Here is a 20,756-nt window from a genome sequence, read left to right on the forward strand (position 1 = left end):
GCAAGAACGCCGACGCGATCAAACTCAGCAAAGACATCGTGACCGCCCAGGAAGCGGAAATCAAGGAAATGCAGGACCTGCTGGGCACCCTCTGACCGGTGTCGTGCGTAGAAAACCGGCCCGAGTGGACCGGGACCTCGGACTCTATCTGTCGGCCGAGGCTGCGCGAAGAGTCGGAAGTAACTTTGGAAACGAAAGGCACAAATCATGATGTGGGGTTACGGACAAGGCATGGGATGGATGTGGCTCTGGATTCCTCTGCTGCTCATTGGGATTGCGCTGCTGGTGTTGCTGGCGGTAAGAGTCTTTGGCGGCGGCGGCCGTAATGGGTACGGACCTCCGGGCCCCCCGGGGCCAGGCGGGCCGCCGCCTGTCGGAGGGAGCGGGGCACGCCAGATCCTCGATGAGCGCTTTGCGAGAGGAGAACTCACCGCGGACCAGTACCGCGAGCAACTCAAGGTTCTCGGTGAGGGCCCGTAGTGAAGCCCATCAGTCGCCGTCAGGCGGTGTTGCTGGGCGGGCTCGGCATCGCGGGGACAGCGGCCGGCGGTGCCGGGCTGATCTGGACCCTGTCGTCGCAGGCGGCTCCCGTTGCGGGAGGCGAACTGACCCAGCCTCCGGAGGAGCGGAGCACCAACGGCCAGCTGCAGGTGCGGCTCGAAGCCGCGCCTGGACAGATATTGCTGGCAGGCCGTCAGGCCGCGGCCCTTGGCTACAACGACGGCATCCCCGGCCCGACACTGCGCGTACGCGCCGGCGATGTCCTGAGGATCGGGCTCGTCAACAAGCTGACCCAGGCCACCAACCTGCACGTGCACGGCCTCCATGTTTCCCCCGAGGGCAACGGAGACAACGTCTTCGTCTCGGTCGAACCTGGCAGCACCTTCGACTACGAATACAAACTTCCCGGGGACCATCCGCCCGGCGTGTACTGGTATCACCCCCACCACCACGGCATGGTGGCCGACCAGATCTTCGCCGGGCTCTTCGGAGCGATCATCGTCGAGGACCCTGAACCCATCGAGGCAAGTGCTGAGCGGGTACTGGTCATTTCGGACACCACCCTGGACGGACTGGGGAACATCCCGGCAGTCCCGGCGATGGAACGAATGATGGGCCGGGAGGGTGAACTGATCCTGGTCAACGGTCAAAGCAACCCCCAATTCAGCGCCCGCCCAGGACAACGCGAACGATGGCGCATCATCAACACATGCGTGTCCCGCTACCTCCGTCTACGACTCGACGGACAGCAGCTGCAGCTCCTCGGCATGGACTCCGGCCGCTTCCCGACACCCGAGACAGTGGACGAACTTCTCCTTACACCCGGAAACCGGGCAGACCTACTCGTGACCACAACGACCGGAGACTCCGTGCTGCGCGCGCTCTACCAGAACCGGGGAAGCATGCCGGGAATGATGGGACCAGGATCCGGCGCACGCAACCCTCCAGACCAGCCGGACGGCGCCGCACTGGCCACCCTCCGCGTAGCCGGCGAACCGGTCGCAGCCCTGCCGCCCGTTCCGGCCCAGAAGGGGCTGGCAGACCTGCGGTCCGCCGCCGTAGCGGCCCGCCGGGAAATCGTCCTGGCCGCCGGTATGGGCATGGGCATGGGCGCCGGCATGATGCGTTTCACCATCAACGGCAGGGAGTTCAACGAGACAAGAACAGACACCACGGTAGCGGCCGGGAATGTGGAGGAATGGACGCTGACCAACACCAGCCCCATGGACCACCCCTTCCATCTCCACGTCTGGCCGATGCAAATCATCGAGGAAAACGGCCAAGGGACGGACGCCGCAATCTGGCAGGACGTGGTGAACGTACCTGCAAACGGGCGGGTAAAGGTCAGGGTGGCTTTTACGGACTTCCGCGGCCGCTCGGCCTACCACTGCCACATCCTGGACCACGAAGACCTCGGCATGATGGGCGCTATCGAAGTCCGGTAAGAGGTGTGGAGTGACGACCCAGGCAAGTGCAGCGCCGTATTCAGCGTCGTCCGGGGCTATCCGGGCGGAGCCGGATGGCAACCCACAGGCCACACCGCCGGCATATGTAGGAAGGCCCAGACCCAAGGGCATGCAATTTCCTACGCTGCATCACTCTGCCGCAGCACGAGCAGGTGGCGGAGTTAGAGTCCACTATTCCTGAGAGCCTCCGTTAGCTGGTCAATCGTGGGCAGGCCGGCATAGCCATTGGGCGTCATGTAGATACGGCAGGCCAAATCGCTGGCGGATGCTCCATCCGGGAAGACATCGGATCCGTTGACAGTGATGGTCGGTGAACCCGAAAATCCGGTGCCCTCAATATCTGTTACGGACTCTAGAAGGGCGCATGTGAACTTCGACATCGGTACGCCCCCAGGCGGTCAGAGCTGCTTCAAGTCGCTCGTACGCTTTGACCGAATTGGGACACTCATCAATATGGAGCAGTTCTAGCCTCAATTTTTCATGATGCTCGTTGATGGCCGCTAATTTGTGGCTGCGGCTGGTGGGCGGTTGTTTTCTGTTTTCGGGCAGTCCGGTGTGGCCTGTTGGTTCGCCTGGGTTGGCGCCGGTTCCACTTCCGGTGATCGTGCTGTTCGTTGGGACGGGATGAGGTCCACGATCAGCCGGTGGAAGGAACGAGTCCTTTGTTGAGCCGGGCGTTGTTCTCCAGGAGGAGTTTCAGGAGGTCTTTCTCCGGCGCGGAATCCGGCAGGAGCAGCTGGTTGCGGCGGGCGCGGGTGATGATTTTCCCGGCGGTCGCGAAGAGCCGGTAGCGCCAGCGTTTGATGTCCCAGGCCTTGGCGCGGTGGCCGTCCGGTAGGGCGGCGAGCTGGAGCCAGGTGTCAAGCCCCGGGTTTTGTGGAGGCGTTTTTAGTTGGAAATTGAGAGCAGTTCCGGGGCCGGGTGGACTGCGTGGAGCTGCTCGTATTCGACTGGCGGGACATGGCCGATCTCGCCGTGGAGACGCCGGTGGTTGAACCAATCTACGTACTCAGCCACGGCGACCTCGAGGTGGCTGATGTCCCGCCATGGGCCCTTGTTGCGGACAAGTTCGGACTTGAACAGTGAGTTGAACGCCTCGGCGAGGGCATTGTCATAGCTATCGCCCTTGGACCCAACGGAGGCCACAGCGTCTGCTTCTTCCAGTCGCTGGGTGTAGCGGATCGCACGGTACTGGACTCCGCGGTCGGAATGGTGCACGAGCCCGGTAAGGTCTGCGCCGTCCCGGGTCCTGGCCCAGATGCCCATTTCCAAAGCGTCCAGTGCCAGATCGGTGTAGAGGCTGGTGGCCACCTGCCAGCCGACGACTCTGCGGGAGAAGACGTCGATGACGAACGCCGCGTAGACCCAGCCGGCGAACGTGCGGACATACGTGATGTCTGCGACCCACAGCCGGTTTGGCGCCGTGGCCTGGAACCGGCGTTCGACCAGGTCCGCGGGCCTGCCGGTCTCCGGTGCTGGCTTCGTGGTGCGCGGCCCCTTGGACCGCGAGATCCCGCGCAGGCCCTTCTGGCGAATCAGCCGCTCGACGGTGCAGCGCGCCGCTGGGATGTCCTGCCGCTGCAGCTCCTTGTGGATCTTCCGGACGCCGTAGACGCCGTAGTTCTGAGCGTGGACGCTCTCGATCTTTTCCCCCAGCTCGCGGTCGCTGACTGCTCTGGCGGACTCCGGCCGGGAACGGCGGGCGTAGTACGTGCTCGGGGCGATCTGCAGCGCCTTGCAGATCGGCTCGACCCCGTGTTCATCGCGGTGCTTGTCCACGACGGCGCACATCACCTCGACGGGCGGTCGAGCTCCGCCGCGAAGAAAGCCGAGCCTGCTTCAGGATCGTGTCCGCCCGGCGCAGCTCGCGGACCTCACGCTCGAGTTCGGTGATCCGGTCCGCGTCCGCCGTTGTCGTGCCCGGCCTCAGGCCCTCCTCGATCTCGGCCCGACTCACCCAGGTCCGCAGCGCCTCGCGATTCACCCCGAGCTGCTCACCGATCCGGCGGAACGCGCCGGTCCTGGTCGCAGGGTCTTCCTTGCATCAATGGCCATCCGCGTTGCTCGCTCACGCAGCTCGTTTGGGTACTTCCGTTGTGCTGGCATGGGAATCATCCTTCCGGGTAATCGATGTCTCCATCAAACCCGGTGCGATTCACTTCTCGTCCTCCGGGAACCGGGACGGTGGCGCACGACGATGACCCGGGCCGTTTGTGACCAGGAGTTGTAGTTCCCCGCACCCGGCTCGATAGGATCACTGCAGAGGGCGAAACCAACTAGCCCTGTTCGCGATTACCACGGGGGTGGGGAAACGTGCGTCATTCCATGGGATGGCACCATGATTTTTCCAGCCTGGCCGCAATCACCGCGGTCCTTTCGTTTCTCCTCGCCATAACGGGAATTCTGAACCCGCCGACCGCGTCTGCTCAAGAAACCGGCCCGGGTGCCACATCGCACACCATCGCGTTGTCCGGTCTGGAAGGCTCTGCGTTTGCGGGCATCCAGCTCGTCCTTTCCGCTGACACCGCCGTGGCTGTCGACAATGACAGCGCGGGACAACGCGTCCCGTTCCGTACGGGACACTGCCCCATGAACCTGGGCTTGTCTGTAGCGTGCCCTGATGTGTTGTCTTCAGCCGTCGCTCCCTCATCTGTCCCGGGAGAGCCCGGCAGCACGTCCGCCGCCACTGCGGCAGCACAGCCAGCCGGGGCGCTTCCCGCGGTTCCGGGGGAGCCCCTCCACCCTGTTTCGCTCATTCGGCTTTCCATCAGCCGCGTATAGGAGCAGTCTGCCCTCCGCCGAACGCTGACCGGAGGCATCGAAGACCGGCCGCTGCGGCCAGGCGCGACCTTGTACCCGGGTGACGCCCTGAACCGTCGTGGCGGAGCGAACCTCATTTCCAAGCGCGGCGACTGTCGCTGCAGAGCTCAGCGTGCGCCACGAGAGCGACGGCCGGAGACACATCCTCAGTTAGCGAGTCCCGAAAGGAATTTCTGTCATGAGTAGTAAGACACAAACCGTGGTCATGGAGGTGGCAGGTGTTCACTGGGCCTCGTCAAAGTCCGTCGCCGAAGCCACGCTCTCCCGCCGGCCGGGTGTGCTCAGCGTGGAAGCGAACCCCGTCTCGCAGACCGCGAACGTCACGTTCGACCCGGACAAGACCTCTATCGCCGACCTCCGGAGCTGGGTGCAGGACTGCGGCTACCACTGTGCTGGCCAGTCAGTGCCCGAGCATATTTGTGATCCGATGCACGAGAGCGGTTCCGCGCCGTCCGAACGCGCGGGCCGCACTGACGCCGAGCACCATCCGCCTGCCCACGACGGCCATACCGGACCGGGCCATGAAGGCCATGAGGGCCATGCGGGTCATGAGGGCGGGGCCGGCGCCCATACCGGTCACCCCGAACGCGCCCCCAGGGACGCCCAGGAAGTCATGGGCCACGGCGGCCACGCCGGTCACGAAATGTCTATGGAGTCGATGATCCGGGACATGCGGAACCGTTTTCTGATTGCGCTGCTCCTTTCCGTGCCCATCACCCTGTGGTCGCCTATCGGACGCGAAGTTATCGGTTTCGAGGTACCGGCCCCGTTCGGGCTTCGGGACGATGTCTTTGCCTTGATCCTGTCCCTGCCGGTGATTTTCTACTCGGCCTGGATTTTCTTCGACGGCGCTTACCGGGCGCTGAAGGCACGCACCCTGGACATGATGGTCCTCGTCGCTGTTGGCGTGGGGGCGGGCTGGTTGTACAGCCTCATTATTACTCTGACCGGCGGCGGGGAAGTATTCTACGAAGCAGCCACCGTCCTGGCGACTTTCGTGCTGCTGGGGCACTGGTTCGAAATGCGGGCAAGGGGCGGGGCAAACGACGCCATCCGCACACTGCTGGAGCTGGCGCCGTCCAAGGCGTTGGTGATCAGAAACGGTGAGCCCGTGGAGGTAGCGACTTCGGAGGTTCTGCCCGGTGATTTGATGCTGGTGCGCCCCGGGGCAAAGATTCCCACGGACGGCACCGTCGAAGACGGCCAATCCGACATTGATGAGTCCATGGTCACCGGTGAAAGCCTGCCCGTGGCCAAGTCTCCGGGCTCGGAGGTGATCGGCGCCACCGTCAACACGACGGGGACATTGCGTGTCCGCGCCACCAAGGTCGGCGCAGACACAGCACTCGCGCAGATTGTCGCACTCGTACAGGAAGCCCAGAACTCCAAAGCCCCCGGCCAACGCCTTGCGGACCGCGCCGCATTCTGGCTTGTCCTGGTTGCCCTGATCGGCGGATCCGCCACCTTCCTCGCCTGGTGGCTGGCCGGAGCAACCGTTCCGCAAGCGATCCTCTTTGCCATCACGGTCGTTGTCATCACCTGCCCGGATGCTCTGGGCCTGGCAACCCCGACGGCGATCATGGTCGGAACCGGCCTTGGCGCCAAGCGCGGCGTCCTGTTCAAGAACGCCACAGCACTGGAAACCGCAGCACACATCGACACGGTTGTGATGGACAAGACCGGAACCCTGACCAAGGGTGAACCCGAAGTCACCGACTTTATCGCCTACCGTTTTGACGAGGACGAACTCCTGGCTCTTGTGGCCGCCGTCGAACGCGAATCTGAGCACCCTCTCGCCGCCGCCGTCGTCAACTACGCCGTTGCCCGCGGCGTTCCGTCAGCTGATGCCGAAGCGTTCCGTAACGTCCCAGGCCACGGCGCCGGCGCCTCGGTAAACGGGCGGAAGGTTTTCGTCGGCAACCGCAAGCTGATGGTGTCCGAGGGCATTGACATCGGACCGGTAGCCGAACAGCGCGAGGCTCTAGCCTCGACCGGCCGTACGGCAGTTCTGGTGGCCGTGGACGGCAGGGCCGCCGGTGTCATCGCACTGGCCGACGCCGCCCGCGAGACCGCTGCCTCCGCAGTGGCCGCCCTGCATGAAAGCGGCGTGGAGGTCGTCATGCTCACGGGAGATAACGAGGCCACCGCGAAGCGGATTGCTGCCCAGCTCGGCATCGACACCGTCATCGCCGAGGTGCTTCCCGAGGACAAATCCGCGAAGGTGGCCGAACTGCAGAAGGCCGGCAAGCGGGTCGCCATGGTCGGTGACGGCGTCAACGACGCCCCCGCACTGGCACAGGCCGATCTAGGCATCGCCATCGGAGCCGGCACCGACGTGGCCATCGAAACTGCCGACGTTGTCCTGATGCGCTCCGATCCGCTGGATGTTCCCATCGCTCTGCGGATCGGCAACGGCACGCTGCGCAAGATGCGCCAGAACCTGGGCTGGGCCATCGGCTACAACGTCATCGCCCTGCCGATCGCCGCCGGCGTCTTCTACCCAGCGTTTGGCCTCATGCTCAGCCCGGAAATAGCCGCGATCTCCATGTCCGGCTCCAGCGTCATTGTCGCCGTCAACGCCCTGCTCCTCAAGCGCCTGCGCCTTCCGGAGCCCGGCGAGGCCACCGGCCGCACGATCAAGACTGAACCAGCACCGGAACCAAGCGGCGTCCGCTAAACGCCGTCCCTTCGGCCCCGACCCAAGTACTCGCTCAGACAGACAGGATCTGCCATGACAGACCATCAACAGCCGAAAACTCCGATACCCGTCCTCAGCCCCGACCAGCTGGACCGCATCGATACCTGGTGGCGGGCCGCGAACTACCTCTCCGTCGGACAGATCTACCTCATGGACAACCCTCTGCTGCGCGAACCGCTGCGCCCCGAGCACATCAAGCCGCGGCTGCTGGGGCACTGGGGCACCACCCCGGGCCTGAATTTCATTTACGCCCACCTGAACCGGGCCATCATGGAACGGGACCTGGACATGATCTACATCATGGGCCCAGGGCATGGTGGACCGGGCCCGGTGGCGTCGGCCTGGCTGGAAGGTACCTACAGTGAGACGTACCCGGATATCTCCCAGGACACCGCCGGGATGAAGCGGCTGTTCCGCCAGTTCTCCTTTCCCGGCGGCATCCCCAGTCATGTGGCACCGGAGACGCCGGGGTCCATCCACGAGGGCGGGGAGCTCGGATATGCGCTCTCGCACGCCTACGGCGCAGCGTTCGATAACCCGGGCCTCATCGTGGCGGCTGTAATCGGTGATGGGGAAGCAGAGACGGGCCCGCTGGCCGCGAGCTGGCACTCCAACAAGTTCGTGAACCCGGCACGGGACGGCACTGTCCTGCCGATCCTGCACCTGAACGGCTACAAAATCGCCAACCCCACGATCCTGGACCGGATCAGCCACGAGGAACTGGACTCGCTGTTGCGCGGATACGGCCACACACCGTATTACGTGGAAGGTTCGGATCCGGAACAGATGCACCAGGACTTCGCCCGGACCCTGGATGCCTGCCTGGACGAGATTCATGAGATCAAACGCGGCGCCCGGGAGGACGGACGGACGGAACGGCCCCGCTGGCCCATGATCGTCCTGCGCTCTCCCAAGGGCTGGACGGGACCGGCAGAAGTGGACGGGCTGAAGGTGGAGGGAAGCTGGCGTTCGCACCAGGTGCCCTTCACCCAGGCCCGCGAAAACGACAGCCACCGTACCGTGCTGGAACAGTGGCTGCGCAGCTACCGCCCCGAGGAACTCTTCGACGACGCGGGCGCGCCGGTGGCGGCGGTCGACGGGTTGCATCCGGTCGGGGAGCGGCGCATGAGCGCAAACCCGCACGCGAACGGAGGGCTGTTGCTGCGGGATTTGCGCATGCCTGACTTCGCCGGCTATGCCGTGCCCGTGACCCATCCCGGCACCGGGGCCGTGGAATCCACCCGCGTCCTGGGCACGTTCCTCCGGGACATCATGGCTGCGAACATGGACAATTTCCGGGTCTTCGCCCCGGACGAAAACAACTCCAACCGGCTCGGCGCCATATTCGACGCGACCGACCGGGTCTGGAATGCCCGGACTGTTCCGGAGGATGACCATCTCGCCCGCGACGGACGGGTCATGGAAATCCTCTCCGAACACACCTGCCAGGGCTGGCTGGAAGGCTACCTGCTCTCCGGCCGGCATGGATTCTTTTCCTGCTACGAGGCGTTCATCCACATCGTCGACTCCATGTTCAACCAGCACGCCAAGTGGCTGACCACGACCAACGACATCCCATGGCGCCGGCCGGTCGCTTCCCTGAACTACCTGCTGACCTCCCACGTGTGGCGGCAGGACAACAACGGGTTCTCGCACCAGGACCCGGGGTTCATCGACCATGTGATCAACAAGAAAACCGACGTCATCCGCGTCTACCTGCCACCGGACGCCAACACTCTCCTGTCCGTGGCCGACCACTGCCTGCGCAGCCACCAGTACGTCAACGTCATTGTCGCCGGCAAGCAGCCCCAACTGCAGTACCTGGACATGCATCAGGCGATCGTGCACTGCACCAAAGGCATCGGCATCTGGGACTGGGCCAGTACGGACGCGGACGGGGAACCCGACGTCGTCATGGGCTGCGCCGGTGATGTGCCCACAATGGAGACCCTCGCCGCCGTCGACATCCTCCGCGGGCGGTTCCCGGATCTGAAGATCCGGGTGGTCAACGTTGTTGACCTCATGCGCCTGCAGGATGACACGGAACATCCCCACGGCCTGTCCGGGCGGGACTTCGATGCCCTGTTCACCACGGACAAACCTGTCATCTTCGCTTACCACGGCTACCCGTGGTTGATACACCGGCTCACGTACCGCCGGACGAACCACGGCAACATCCATGTCCGCGGCTACAAGGAGGAAGGAACCACCACGACCCCGTTCGACATGTGTGTCCTCAACCAGCTGGACCGGTTCAACCTCGCCATCGACGTCATCGACCGGGTGCCCAGGCTGAAAGACGTCTCGGCGTATGTACGCGAGGAGCTCAAGAACAAGCTCATCGAGCACCGGCAATACATCCGCGCCCATGGTGAAGACATGCCGGAGATCCGGAACTGGGAGTGGACCTCCGCAGCAGACCCCGCCAACAACCCGGCTGATGACGTAGCGGAACCGGAGTAGCATGACGGACATCCATGCGGGCGGCAGCCGCCCCTCCAGTGATTCCCGGCATGGCGCTGCACTGCCGTATCAGGCGGTGCTGTTCGATATGGACGGGGTCGTCACCCAGACCGCCGCCGTGCACGCGGCGGCCTGGAAGCAACTCTTCGACGCCTTCCTTCAGGACCCCCGGCTCGCCGGGAGCCCCAGACGGGATCCGTTCGACGACGCGGACTACCGGCAGTACGTCGATGGCCGGCAGCGCGAGGACGGAGTTACCGCCTTCCTGGACTCCCGCGGCGGCCGGCTTCCCGTCGGCAGCCCTGAAGACGGGCCCGACATCTGGTCCGTCCACGGACTCGGCGCCCGCAAAAACGGCCTGTTCCTCGAGGCGGTGACCCGCGACGGCATCCGGGCCTACCCCGGGACCACCGCCCTGCTGGCCCGACTGCGGGCCGCAGGCATCCCCTTGGGCCTGGTCACAGCGAGCCGCAACGCCCGCGCCCTGCTGACGGCGGCCGGCCTCGACGCCGGGTTCGACGTCATCATCGACGGGCAGACCGCCGCCGAACAGAGCCTGCCGGGTAAGCCCGACCCAGCCATGTTCCTCGAAGCAGCCCGCCGCCTCGGCGTGGCACCCCGCCATGTCGCAGTTGTCGAGGACGCCGCCGCCGGTGTCCAGGCAGGACGCCGCGGCGGCTTCGGCCTGGTCGTCGGCATCGACCGCGCGGGACATCGGGAACAGCTGGAACTTGCCGGCGCCGACATCGTACTCGGCGACGTCGCGGAGCTGGACCTGGGGGTTTCACGCGCCGACCCGTGGACGCTGGCCTACGAAGGGTTCGATCCTGCCCACGAAGGCCACCGGGAGGTGCTGACCGCCCTGGGGAACGGGTACATGGCAATGCGCGGCGCCCGGCCGGAACACAGTGACGACGGAGTCCATTATCCCGGGACCTATCTGGCCGGTGTTTACAACCGGACAACGAGCGCCATTCACGGCCGCGATATGGAAGAAGAGCATCTGGTCAACGTCCCTAACTGGCTGCCCGTGGATGTGCGCATCGGCGCCGGGCAGTGGTGGTCCACGGGGGATACCCATGTCACCGATGAGCGAAGCGAACTCGATCTGCGCCGGGGGCTGTTGACTCGCCGCGCAACCCTCGCCGGCCCGGACGGTGAACAGCTCACCGTCGTGCAGCGGCGTCTGGTCTCCATGCACACCCCACACCTGGCCGCGCTGGAGACAACCCTGACGGCCCACGGCTTCAGCGGGACCGTGGGTATCCGGGAGGGCATCGATGCCCGGGTGGCCAACACCAACGTCCGTGACTATGCCGGCACCGGGCAGCGGCACCTGACCGATCCTGAATTCACCGAAGTGGACAGCAGCACCGTCCTGTGCGCCGTCCAAACCAGCCAGAGCAGGATACGCATCGCCGTAGCCGTCCGGACGTTGTTAGACGGCGCCACGCCGGCAACGCCCCGGGACGCCGAGAGCGACGGCGGACGCTACCAGCGGCAGTACGACCTCCGGCTGGCCGACGGACAGCCAGCCACCATCACCAGAACCGCGTCGCTGGCAACCTCCCGCGACGGCGCCATCTCCTCGCCCGAGACCGCGGCCCTGGCCGGACTTTCCCGCGTTGACACAGGCTTCACCGCTCTGCTCAGGGACCACGAAGCGGCATGGCGGCGCCTGTGGGAGCGGTTCGGGATCAGCCTGGACGGCGACCGGCAGGCCCAGCTGGTACTCAACCTGCATGTGTTCCACCTGCTGCAGACAATCTCCGTGCATACCGCAGCCCTGGATGCCGGCGTGCCGGCCCGCGGCCTGCACGGGGAGGGCTACCGCGGTCACGTCTTCTGGGACGAACTCTTCGTCTTCCCCGTGATCGGACTCCGGCTCCCTGACGTCAGCCGGACACTGCTGGAGTACCGCTGGCGCAGGCTTGATGCTGCCCGGGCCGCCGCACACGCGCAGGGCCTCCAGGGGGCGCTCTTCCCATGGCAGAGCGGCAGCGACGGACGGGAGGAGACGCCCCGCCAGCTCTACAACGCCCGGTCCGCCCGCTGGATGCCGGACAACTCCAGCCGCCAGCGGCACGTCGGACTCGCCGTCGCGTACAATGCCTGGGAGCATTTCCAGGCCACCGGGGATCGGGACTGGTTGGCGGCCCGTGGCGGGGAATTGATCATCGAAGTGACCAGGATGTTCGCCTCGCTGGCCACCTATGATCCGGCAGGGGAGCGGTTCCACATTTCAGGAGTGATGGGACCCGACGAATACCACGACGGGTACCCGGATACGCCCGGGACCGGCCTGCGTGACAACGCTTACACCAATGTGCTTCTCTCCTGGCTCTGCGAACGCGCCGCCGATGTGCTGCGTGAACTCGCGGGCCACCCCGGCGATGACCTCACCGAGCGGCTGCAGGTCACCGAGGAGGAAATCAGCCACTGGTCCAGGATCAGTCGCCGGCTCACAGTGCCGTTCCATGCCGACGGAGTCCTCAGCCAGTTCGATGGTTACGAAGACCTGGCAGAACTGGACTGGTCCGGCTATCGTGCCACGTACGGCAATATCGGACGGCTCGATCTGATTCTCGAAGCCGAAAACGATGCCACCAACCGGTACAAACTCGCCAAGCAGGCTGACGTCCTGATGCTGATCTACCTGCTGGGGCCCGCAGGCGTGATCAGGCAGCTGCACCGGCTCGGCTATCCTTTCGCGGAGCCCGATCTGGAGCGCACCGTGGAGTACTACCTGGCCCGGACCGCCAACGGATCAACCCTCAGCCGGGTGGTGCACGCCTCGGTACTGGCACGGATTGATGAATCCCGGGCCTGGCAGGTCTTCCGTGAGGCCCTGGTCTCCGACCTGGACGACACCCAGGGCGGCACGACCCGGGAAGGTATCCATCTCGGCGCCATGTCCGGAACGGTCGATATCGTCGCCCGGGCTTTCGCCGGCCTCCAGACAGAAGCCGACGCGCTGACCTTTTCTCCCCGGCTCCCGGCCCGGCTGGGAAACGCCCGGTTCCAGATCCAGTACCGGGGCCACCGCCTCGATGTGTCCCTGAGCGCGGAAAACCTCCGGATCCGGCTGCAGCCCTGCAGCGCACCCGCTGTGCGGATAGGCGTCGAAGGAACCTATGCACAGCTCGCCGGCGGGGAAGACATGAACTTCCCCCTGACACTAAAGAACCCAAGATCCGCAGGGCCGGAAAACCGCCATCAACAAAACACCGCAACCGCAAGTGGGAAGGCATACCAATGAATAAAACCAGAGTGGCCGTCAACGGATACGGAGTCATCGGCAAGCGGGTAGCCGACGCGGTCCTGTTGCAGCCGGACATGGAATTGATCGGCGTCGCCGACATCATCACCGACTGGCGGATCCGCTCCGCCGCGGGACGGTTTCCCCTGTTCGCATCCACCGCCGAAGCACGGGACGCCATGGGACAGGCAGGCCTGACCATCTCCGGAGACCTGGATGACCTGCTGGCCCAGGCGGACGTCGTCGTCGATGCGACCCCCAAACACGTGGCGGCCGGCAATCTGCCCCGCTACCGGGCGGCAGGGGTGAAAGTCATCCTGCAGGGCGGTGAATCCCACGACACCACAGGGCATTCCTTCGTGGCCCAGGCCAACTACGACAGCGCACTGGGCCGGGACATGACACGCGTCGTCTCATGCAACACGACCAGCATCATCAGGGTACTCGGTGCCCTGCAGGAAGCGGGCCTGCTGGCCAAGGCCCGCGGAGTCCTCATCCGCCGCGCCACCGACCCCTGGGAATCACATCTCGGCGGGATCATGAACACCATGGTCCCGGAATCAAAAATTCCGTCACACCAGGGTCCTGATGCCCGGACCGTCCTTCCCGATCTGGACGTCGTCACCATCGCAGCCAAGGGCGCGCACACGCAGACCCATAACCATTACTGGACGCTTCAGCTCACGCGGGCCGCCAGCAGGGAGGAGGTCATCGCAGCACTGCGAGCCGCACCGCGGATAGCCTTCATCCGGATGGCCGACGGACTCGTCGCGCTGAACTCGACAATCGAATTAATGAAGGATCTCGGCCGGCCCCGTGGGGACATGTGGGAAGTCGCGGTCTGGGAGGAACTTGTCACCGTTGAAGGCGATGAGGCCTACCTTACGTACCAGGTCTACAACGAGGCGATCGTCGTGCCCGAAACCATCGATGCTATCCGCGCCCTGTCAGGGTCAGCCCCGGACGCGGCGACGTCCATGGGGATTACCGACTCCACCCTGGGCATGCGGCAGGACTTCCTCGCCGAAAATCTGCCCGTCCTGCCGCGAGACCAGCCGTGAATCACAACGGACACCCGGCCGAACACCAGCCTGAGGCGCCGCCTCCCGTTCAGGACCGCCGGTCCCTGTATCTGCGTGGCGGGCTGACCGTCCTGATTATCATCGCCGTGATCTACCTGCTGAACAGCCATTGGCTGCACGTGCTGGACGCGCTGCCCTACGTATTCGTGGTGGGGATGCTGGCGATGCACTTGTTCGGACACGGAGGACACGGCGGCCATGGGGGACACGGAGACAGCCACGATGGAACTACGGGACGGAGTGCGGGCAATGGCAACTGATTACGGGTACGACCTGTGGTTCCTGGTGATTTTGAACTCTGCAATATTTATTGTTTTCGCGTTCAGCTTCGTCAAACCGAAAACGAAACTCGACTGGCGGGCCTTCGGGGGGTTCGCCGCGTTCATCGTCGCGTTGTTCACGGAGATGTACGGTTTTCCGCTGACCATCTACTTTCTCTCCGGCTGGCTGGGCAGCCAGTTCCCGAATTTCAACCTTCTGACTCACAATTCAGGGCATCTGTGGCAGGACCTGATGGGCTGGCAAGGAGATCCGCATCTCAACCCCCTGCACCTGCTGAGCAACGTGCTCATAGCTGCTGGCTTCATTTTGCTGTATCAGGCATGGCGGGTTTTGTATGCGGCACAGACGGAGCACCGGTTGGCGGTCACTGGTGTTTATGCCCGGCTCCGCCACCCGCAATACCTGGGGTTCCTGACGATCATGTTTGGTTTCCTGCTGCAGTGGCCCACACTCCTGACCCTGATCATGTTCCCGATCCTGGTTCTCGTCTACCACCGCCTTGCCAGACACGAAGAGAAGGACATGGCGGGCCAATTTGGAGCGGCGTATCTCGCCTATGCCCGCAACGTTCCAGGTTTTATCCCCCGGTTCGGCAAAAACAAAGATGTACCGGACGTTCACGGCCCTAAACGCCCTAAGTAGCCATACTTCGGCCTGCGGGCGCCGCCAGTCGGGCACTCCATGCATAGGGCTGAAATTGTGGTGTCGCCGGCCTGCCTCAGTCGGGGCGGGACCCTGAGAGAGGAATTCTGATGGTTCAACAGCGCTCGGCGTATCTGGCCTGGGGGCCGGCGGACTGCAGGATAACGGTTGGAGTCAGCCGGCGCATCGGGGATCTGGACCGGGAAGGCAAGCTCTTCAGCCAAGAGCGGCAGATCAATATGTCCGGGAGTCTAGGACGCGACCACCCACGGTGCGGGCCAGAGCCGGCAAATGAAGGGCCGAACTCGTCGGCGGGGGCCTCTTCCCTCATCGACAGGAGGATTACTATGCCTTACCCCATGCCGGGCGAAATCCTCTCCGGGATCACGCCGTGGAAGGAGTTGCTATGCGCATCCCCCCGGCCCTAGCAAGTACGGGACAGGACGGAGACCTTCGCCGACCCAAGCCTATACGGATGCTGTGGATCACGTTCGCCTGGGGCTCCTGCTTTCTGGCAATCAGCATCGGTCTGAAGGATGCGCCGCCGCTGTGGTTCGCCGCGTTCCGCGCTCTCATAGCCGGCGGGGCACTCCTCATCGCAGCAGGTTTCCGGGGGGAACCGACGCCGCGCGGGGCAAGGACCTGGACTCTTATAGCAGTAATGGGAATTGTCAATGTCGCACTGGCATTCGCTACCATGTTTGGCGGTCTGGCCGGTCTCTCAACTGGAGCCGCCTCCGTCCTGGCCAACGCACAGCCCTTGCTCATAGTGCTTCCGGCCTGGTGGATATACAAGGAGCGCTTGTCCGTGCGGACGCTGGCAGCGATGGGGACAGGCTTCGCAGGGCTACTGGCAGTCGCCCTGCCCGGCGGAACGGGCACCGGTGCGTGGCTGTCCATTACCGCGGCTCTCGCAGTCACCGCAGGAACCCTGATTTCGAGGCAGATAAAGGCCGATATCCTGCCGGTGATTGCATGGCATTTCCTCGTTGGCGGCGCAATTCTGGCGGTCATCGCCGGGCTTACCGAGGGGGTGCCGACGATCAACTGGGGCGTGCGCTTCATCGTCATTCTCCTTTATGTCTCCCTCGTGGGCACCGCTACGGCCTTTCTCGGTTGGTTCACAGAAATCCGGCACTGCCGTCTGGACGCAGTCTCCGCATGGACCTTTCTGGTCCCAGTGTTCGGCATCCTGCTGTCCATGGTTGTCTTGGGCGAACGCCAGAACAGTTGGACCTTGGCCGGCATGACCCTGGTTCTGGTGTCCATGCTCGTCCTCGTGCTGCCGCGAAAACAGCCCACTCTGCAAAGGGCCGAAAGCTCCCGTGGACAGTAGAACGCGGTCACGCCGCATGGAATGCCAAGGCCTGCAGGAACGCGAGGCACGCCGTGCCACATCGAAGCTTCCAACATCACACGGAAATCAGAACAGACCATGACAACGAACGTACGTGTACACCGTTATAAGGAAATCAGCGAGGTTCTCGCCCGGCACGGGCTGGGCTTCCTTATGGGCGTCACCGGACTCGAGCGGTGGGTACCCTTCCACCAGGGACTCCTGGGCCATGAACGCAGGGCCGAGCCCTACTCGAATCCAGACCACTTGCGGGTGGCCCTCGAAGAGCTGGGACCGACGTTCATCAAGCTTGGCCAGCTCCTGTCCACCCGGCCTGACATCTTGCCGCCCCAGTATCAGACGGAGTTGGCTAAACTCCAGGACGCTGCCCCACCTGTGCCAGGCGCAGCCATCCGTCAACTAATCCGCGAAGAGCTCGGCTCCGAGCCGGACGACTTGTTTGCGGACTTCACCCTCGTACCCCTGGCGAGTGCCTCTATCGGCCAAGCCCATGCAGCCACTCTCCATGACGGAACACCCGTCGTCGTAAAAGTCCGGCGGCCCAGCATCATTCCCACGATCGAGGCAGACCTGGATATCCTGCAGAACCTCGCGGTTCAGATCAGCCACCGGTGGGAGGCTGCGGCCGACTACAATCTCCCCGGCATAGCAGCGGATTTTGCACAGACTCTGAGGGCAGAACTCGACTATCTTCAGGAAGGGCGGAATGCGGATCGATTCGCCGAGAACTTTGCCTCCGACCCCGACATTCACATTCCCCGCGTCTTTTGGGAAACGACCACGTCCCGGGTGCTGACGCTGGAACGAATTGTGGGGATGAAGGTCAATGATCTCACTGCCCTGGACTGTGCCGGGATCGACCGTGCTGCGCTGGCTGTCCGGTCCGCAGGCACAGCAGTTAAAATGGTCTTCGAAGACGGGTTCTTCCATGCCGATCCGCACCCGGGCAACCTGTTCATCGAATCCGACGGTCGCATAGGTCTTATCGACTTCGGCATGGTTGGCGAGGTGAATGACAAGCTGCGCGGCCAGCTCAGCGTCCTGCTGATTGCATTGGCCCGCAGGGACCCGGGCCGTGTCGGCTCCGCTTTGCTGGACCTTTCCGTGACCCGGCAGCCTGTGGACCGCAGCCGGTACCGCGCGGACGTCACCCGGTTTATTGCCCTCTACGAAGGCCGCCAACTCAGTGAGATCGAAATCGGGCCGCTGATCACACAAGCGGTCACGCTGATGCGCACTTACCACCTGCAGATGCCCCAGGAACTGTCGAAGCTCCTGAAGATGATGATCATGGCCGAAGGCATCGGAGTTGAACTGGATCCCAGCTTTAATCTGGGCGTGGTGCTCGCCCCCTACGCAAAGAAACTAATGCTGGGCCGCTTTGCGCCGCAGGCCCTGGCCAAGCGCATGGCCGCAGCCGGTGCTGACGCAGCGGAACTAGCCGAGGACCTGCCGGCATTACTCCGCCGAGTCGTGGATACCCTAGACACAGCAGGCCTGGAAGTCCATTTACGCGCCGCGGAGCTCGAACCCCTCGTCGGACGGGTGGAACGCATCGGCAACCGCCTGGTAGGAGGCATGATTGCTGCGGCCCTGATCGGGGGTGTGAGCGCTCTGATGGCGGGGGACAAGGAGCGCTGGGACAACTGGGAGAAACCGCTGATGAGGGCCGGAATCGGTGCAGGCGGTGCGCTTGGCGCCTATCTGATCTGGACATCGCGGCGTACCGGGGGTTCACACCGATGAGCGGGCAACATTCCGCGTGCCGCAAAGGATCCGGCTGCGGGCCAGAGTCCCCGGCGGTGTCGGCCCCACGGTTCCGCCGGCCCCCGGCAGGTACGCCAATAATGGACTGCAACACGGAGACACTGCCCGATGGGCCTCAACTTTCTTCGGCAGGCTGCACGGAAGGAGCCTCATGAAAGATCCAGCTGCGATGCGGAGGCGATGAACACCGGCGGGCACACCCCTTTTCCGGACGTCGATCCCGGCCCGGGGAACGTTAGCGGGGACGGCGGGGGCCAGTGCGCGCACCTTGAATCCATGACTGAGTGTGCCCCCTGCGTGGCCCGACCATTGCCGCTGCCCCAGCGCGTCGCATCAATCCAGGTGGCCATTGCAGCCGAGAGGGAACCGTTGGTAACCCTCACACATTTACTGCAGCTGTGCCGAGACGAGCACCGGGTGCTGCAGGAGCGGATGCAGGACCCTGGATGCCGCGCGAGAGCAGCGCTGATCGTCGCCGGTGTCCGATCGGTGCTGCCCGCCACATCAACCGGACTCGAGCTGGGCCCGGAGGTACGCAGTGCTCTTGCAGCGTCATTGACCGCCGGCGTTGACGTTCCCGCCGTGGCGGTGGCGCGGCTGCTGGCCGAGCTGCTGGATGAGCACTGCGGCCAAAGCTTCCGCGAGTCCTTTCGCCGGCGTAGCCCGTACCAGCCGGGCGTAGGCGATCCTGTCCCGCTGGACAGTCCCGATCTGCGGGAAGTGACCGCAATGCCTGCGACTTCTCCGCCCTGGCGGCTTGCCAACCGTCTGGATGAGACCCGTCATGTCCGGCTTGCCGGGGAATGGGCCACACAGTTCCAGGTCATCTTCGACTACAGTCTCGCCCGCGAGCTCATCGGGATCATTGGTCCCGACACCATCGTGGCAACCTGTCACCCAAACCGCACTCTGGCTGAGTTCCACTTCCCGGCGGATGCCAGCGGGCGGACCTTCCCGGTCCGCCCAAAGGATGAAGAGAAACAGCATCAGGAGATAGACCGGCTGATCAGCGCAGCCGTCACAGCCGGCGCGAGCGTTGTCGTGCTTCCCGAGCTGTGCGTTACCGAGCCGCTGGCCGCGCGGCTGCAGGGCTGGACCTGCCGGGCCGGTGGGCCCAGGATGCTGGTCGCAGGCAGCTACCATCACGACGACGTGCACGACGGGTCGCCGCGGCGGCGTAACACGGCCGTCGCCTACCTCCGCGGCGTCCCCACCCCGTTAACCCAGGACAAGCATTCCCCAGCTGACCGGCCGGTCAACGAAGACATCCAGCCTCAGGGCTGGCCCCAGCTGCGCGTCCATGTCAGCGACGACGGATGGCATCTGGTGCTCGCTATCTGCCGGGACCTTCTTAACCCTCACGCCGTGCACGCCTTGACCGAAGCCGGCGCCAACCTCCTGCTGGTCCCCGCCATGAGCGAGACCCTCGTCGCCTTTAGCGGCCCGGTGGCGAACCTCGTTGGGACCGGCCAGGCCTTTGTGGCAGTAGCCAACAACCCCGCCGATTTCTCAGAGCCAACCGATCTGGCGGCCCGCCGTCCCGCCCGTGCATTGTTCGGGCATCCGGGTTTTGGACAGTTGACACGCCTGGTCCAACCGGCCAACTCCGCTCCAGGTGTGGGGCTGCTGCGCGTACAAACCGGACAAGTCCAATGGCTGGACTCCGACCCCGGCCGGACTCAGCTGAGCCTTGGAACGTCCGTGCGGCCGCCATGGGCCGACACGTTGGCCCGGCTGACCGGACCTGATCGTCCATTGTCGAACCGGCAACAGACCCCGGTCAAGCTGACGGAAGCGGCGGTGCTTGTGCTGCTCACCGACAGCCCACACGGACCGACCGCGCTCCTCACTGAACGCGCACCCGATCTAACCAACTACCCAGGTCAGCTGGTTTTTCCCGGTGGGGCTGCTGAAACCGGCGACCACGGGCCAGCCGCTACGGCACTGCGCGAGGCCGCTGAGGAAACCGCACTGGACCCGGGCAGCGTGCACATTCTGGGCACACTCCCCGCCATAGCACTTCCCGAAAGCGGGTTCCTGCTTACGCCCGTAATCGCATGGTCTACGGGACCCGTCTTCACCGGCATGGCCAACATAGCCGAGGTCAGCCATATCACGGCAATTCCGTTGTACCAGCGGACAGACGCGGGGCAACAGCGACCGGATCCTGTACCGGAGGAAGAACCCTCGGCGGAACGCCAGCCCGCGACACTGGGAGCGGGCACGAGCGCGATACTTGACATGCTCAGAGGAATGCTTTGGAGCACAGGACTCAAAGAAACCACGACAGGGCCGACGAAGCACTCGCCGATAACCACAGGTCCTGCTTCAGGCCGAGGCAGGGAACCGCAGATGCCCTGACTGAGAACCCCTCGCATCACCAGTCGCCGGCAGGCTGGCCTGCGGCGTAGCATCTTCA

Annotated in this window: 11 protein-coding genes, 2 pseudogenes and 1 other annotated feature; of the genes and pseudogenes, 11 read left to right on the forward strand and 2 right to left on the reverse strand. The window is 64.4% G+C overall.

Going from position 1 to position 20,756, the window contains the following annotated elements:
- Positions 1-207 precede the first annotated feature (207 nt).
- Positions 208-480, forward strand: coding sequence for an SHOCT domain-containing protein (locus AC50X9_RS15130; RefSeq protein ID WP_494894592.1), 273 nt, complete (start codon positions 208-210; stop codon positions 478-480).
- Positions 480-1,946, forward strand: a complete 1,467-nt coding sequence (locus AC50X9_RS15135; protein ID WP_494894594.1) for a multicopper oxidase family protein — start codon at positions 480-482, stop codon at positions 1,944-1,946. Before AC50X9_RS15130 ends, AC50X9_RS15135 begins: the two co-directional genes overlap by 1 nt.
- Before the next feature lie 658 nt (positions 1,947-2,604).
- Here the strand turns inward: AC50X9_RS15135 and AC50X9_RS15140 are convergent.
- Together AC50X9_RS15140 and AC50X9_RS15145 are read right to left on the reverse strand one after the other, a co-directional pair.
- Positions 2,605-2,832: pseudogene (locus tag AC50X9_RS15140) on the reverse strand (IS1380 family transposase); the annotation flags it as partial.
- A gap of 23 nt (positions 2,833-2,855) precedes the next feature.
- Positions 2,856-4,073, reverse strand: a pseudogene (locus tag AC50X9_RS15145) (IS3 family transposase).
- Positions 3,684-3,797: a sequence feature (AL1L pseudoknot), on the reverse strand. (Overlaps the previous pseudogene by 114 nt.)
- A gap of 892 nt (positions 4,074-4,965) precedes the next feature.
- On the opposite strand from AC50X9_RS15145, the gene AC50X9_RS15150 reads away from it, so the two are divergent.
- From AC50X9_RS15150 to AC50X9_RS15190, 9 genes are all read left to right on the forward strand, one after another.
- Positions 4,966-7,464, forward strand: a complete 2,499-nt coding sequence (locus tag AC50X9_RS15150; protein ID WP_494894596.1) for a heavy metal translocating P-type ATPase — start codon at positions 4,966-4,968, stop codon at positions 7,462-7,464.
- Positions 7,465-7,518: 54 nt separating this feature from the next.
- Entirely contained in the window at positions 7,519-9,948 is a 2,430-nt protein-coding gene (locus AC50X9_RS15155; RefSeq protein ID WP_494894598.1) for a phosphoketolase family protein, read from the forward strand.
- Position 9,949: 1 nt separating this feature from the next.
- Positions 9,950-13,207, forward strand: a complete 3,258-nt coding sequence (locus AC50X9_RS15160) for a beta-phosphoglucomutase family hydrolase (RefSeq protein WP_494894600.1) — start codon at positions 9,950-9,952, stop codon at positions 13,205-13,207.
- Entirely contained in the window at positions 13,204-14,268 is a 1,065-nt protein-coding gene (locus tag AC50X9_RS15165) for a type II glyceraldehyde-3-phosphate dehydrogenase (protein WP_494894601.1), read from the forward strand. The genes AC50X9_RS15160 and AC50X9_RS15165 overlap by 4 nt, the downstream gene beginning before the upstream one ends.
- Complete coding sequence (locus tag AC50X9_RS15170; protein WP_494894603.1) at positions 14,265-14,549, forward strand: DUF2933 domain-containing protein; 285 nt, start codon at positions 14,265-14,267, stop codon at positions 14,547-14,549. The genes AC50X9_RS15165 and AC50X9_RS15170 overlap by 4 nt, the downstream gene beginning before the upstream one ends.
- On the forward strand, positions 14,539-15,213 hold the full coding sequence (locus tag AC50X9_RS15175; protein WP_494894605.1) for a methyltransferase family protein: 675 nt from the start codon (positions 14,539-14,541) through the stop codon (positions 15,211-15,213). The genes AC50X9_RS15170 and AC50X9_RS15175 overlap by 11 nt, the downstream gene beginning before the upstream one ends.
- Before the next feature lie 475 nt (positions 15,214-15,688).
- Complete coding sequence (locus AC50X9_RS15180; RefSeq protein WP_494894607.1) at positions 15,689-16,549, forward strand: DMT family transporter; 861 nt, start codon at positions 15,689-15,691, stop codon at positions 16,547-16,549.
- Positions 16,550-16,648: 99 nt separating this feature from the next.
- Positions 16,649-18,316: an ABC1 kinase family protein gene (locus AC50X9_RS15185; RefSeq protein WP_494894609.1), complete on the forward strand. Its 1,668-nt coding sequence runs from the start codon at positions 16,649-16,651 to the stop codon at positions 18,314-18,316.
- 297 nt (positions 18,317-18,613) lie between these two features.
- Positions 18,614-20,698, forward strand: coding sequence for an NUDIX domain-containing protein (locus AC50X9_RS15190; protein WP_494894611.1), 2,085 nt, complete (start codon positions 18,614-18,616; stop codon positions 20,696-20,698).
- Positions 20,699-20,756: the final 58 nt, after the last annotated feature.

This window comes from Pseudarthrobacter sp. HLT1-3, assembly GCF_059383535.1.

Coding starts and splice junctions, on each gene's coding strand:
- AC50X9_RS15155 (WP_494894598.1), top strand. CDS start 7,519: ATGACAGACCATCAACAGCCGAAAACTCCGATACCCGTCCTCAGCCCC.
- AC50X9_RS15165 (WP_494894601.1), top strand. CDS start 13,204: ATGAATAAAACCAGAGTGGCCGTCAACGGATACGGAGTCATCGGCAAG.
- AC50X9_RS15190 (WP_494894611.1), top strand. CDS start 18,614: ATGACTGAGTGTGCCCCCTGCGTGGCCCGACCATTGCCGCTGCCCCAG.
- AC50X9_RS15175 (WP_494894605.1), top strand. CDS start 14,539: ATGGCAACTGATTACGGGTACGACCTGTGGTTCCTGGTGATTTTGAAC.
- AC50X9_RS15160 (WP_494894600.1), top strand. CDS start 9,950: ATGACGGACATCCATGCGGGCGGCAGCCGCCCCTCCAGTGATTCCCGG.
- AC50X9_RS15185 (WP_494894609.1), top strand. CDS start 16,649: ATGACAACGAACGTACGTGTACACCGTTATAAGGAAATCAGCGAGGTT.
- AC50X9_RS15130 (WP_494894592.1), top strand. CDS start 208: ATGATGTGGGGTTACGGACAAGGCATGGGATGGATGTGGCTCTGGATT.
- AC50X9_RS15150 (WP_494894596.1), top strand. CDS start 4,966: ATGAGTAGTAAGACACAAACCGTGGTCATGGAGGTGGCAGGTGTTCAC.
- AC50X9_RS15180 (WP_494894607.1), top strand. CDS start 15,689: ATGCTGTGGATCACGTTCGCCTGGGGCTCCTGCTTTCTGGCAATCAGC.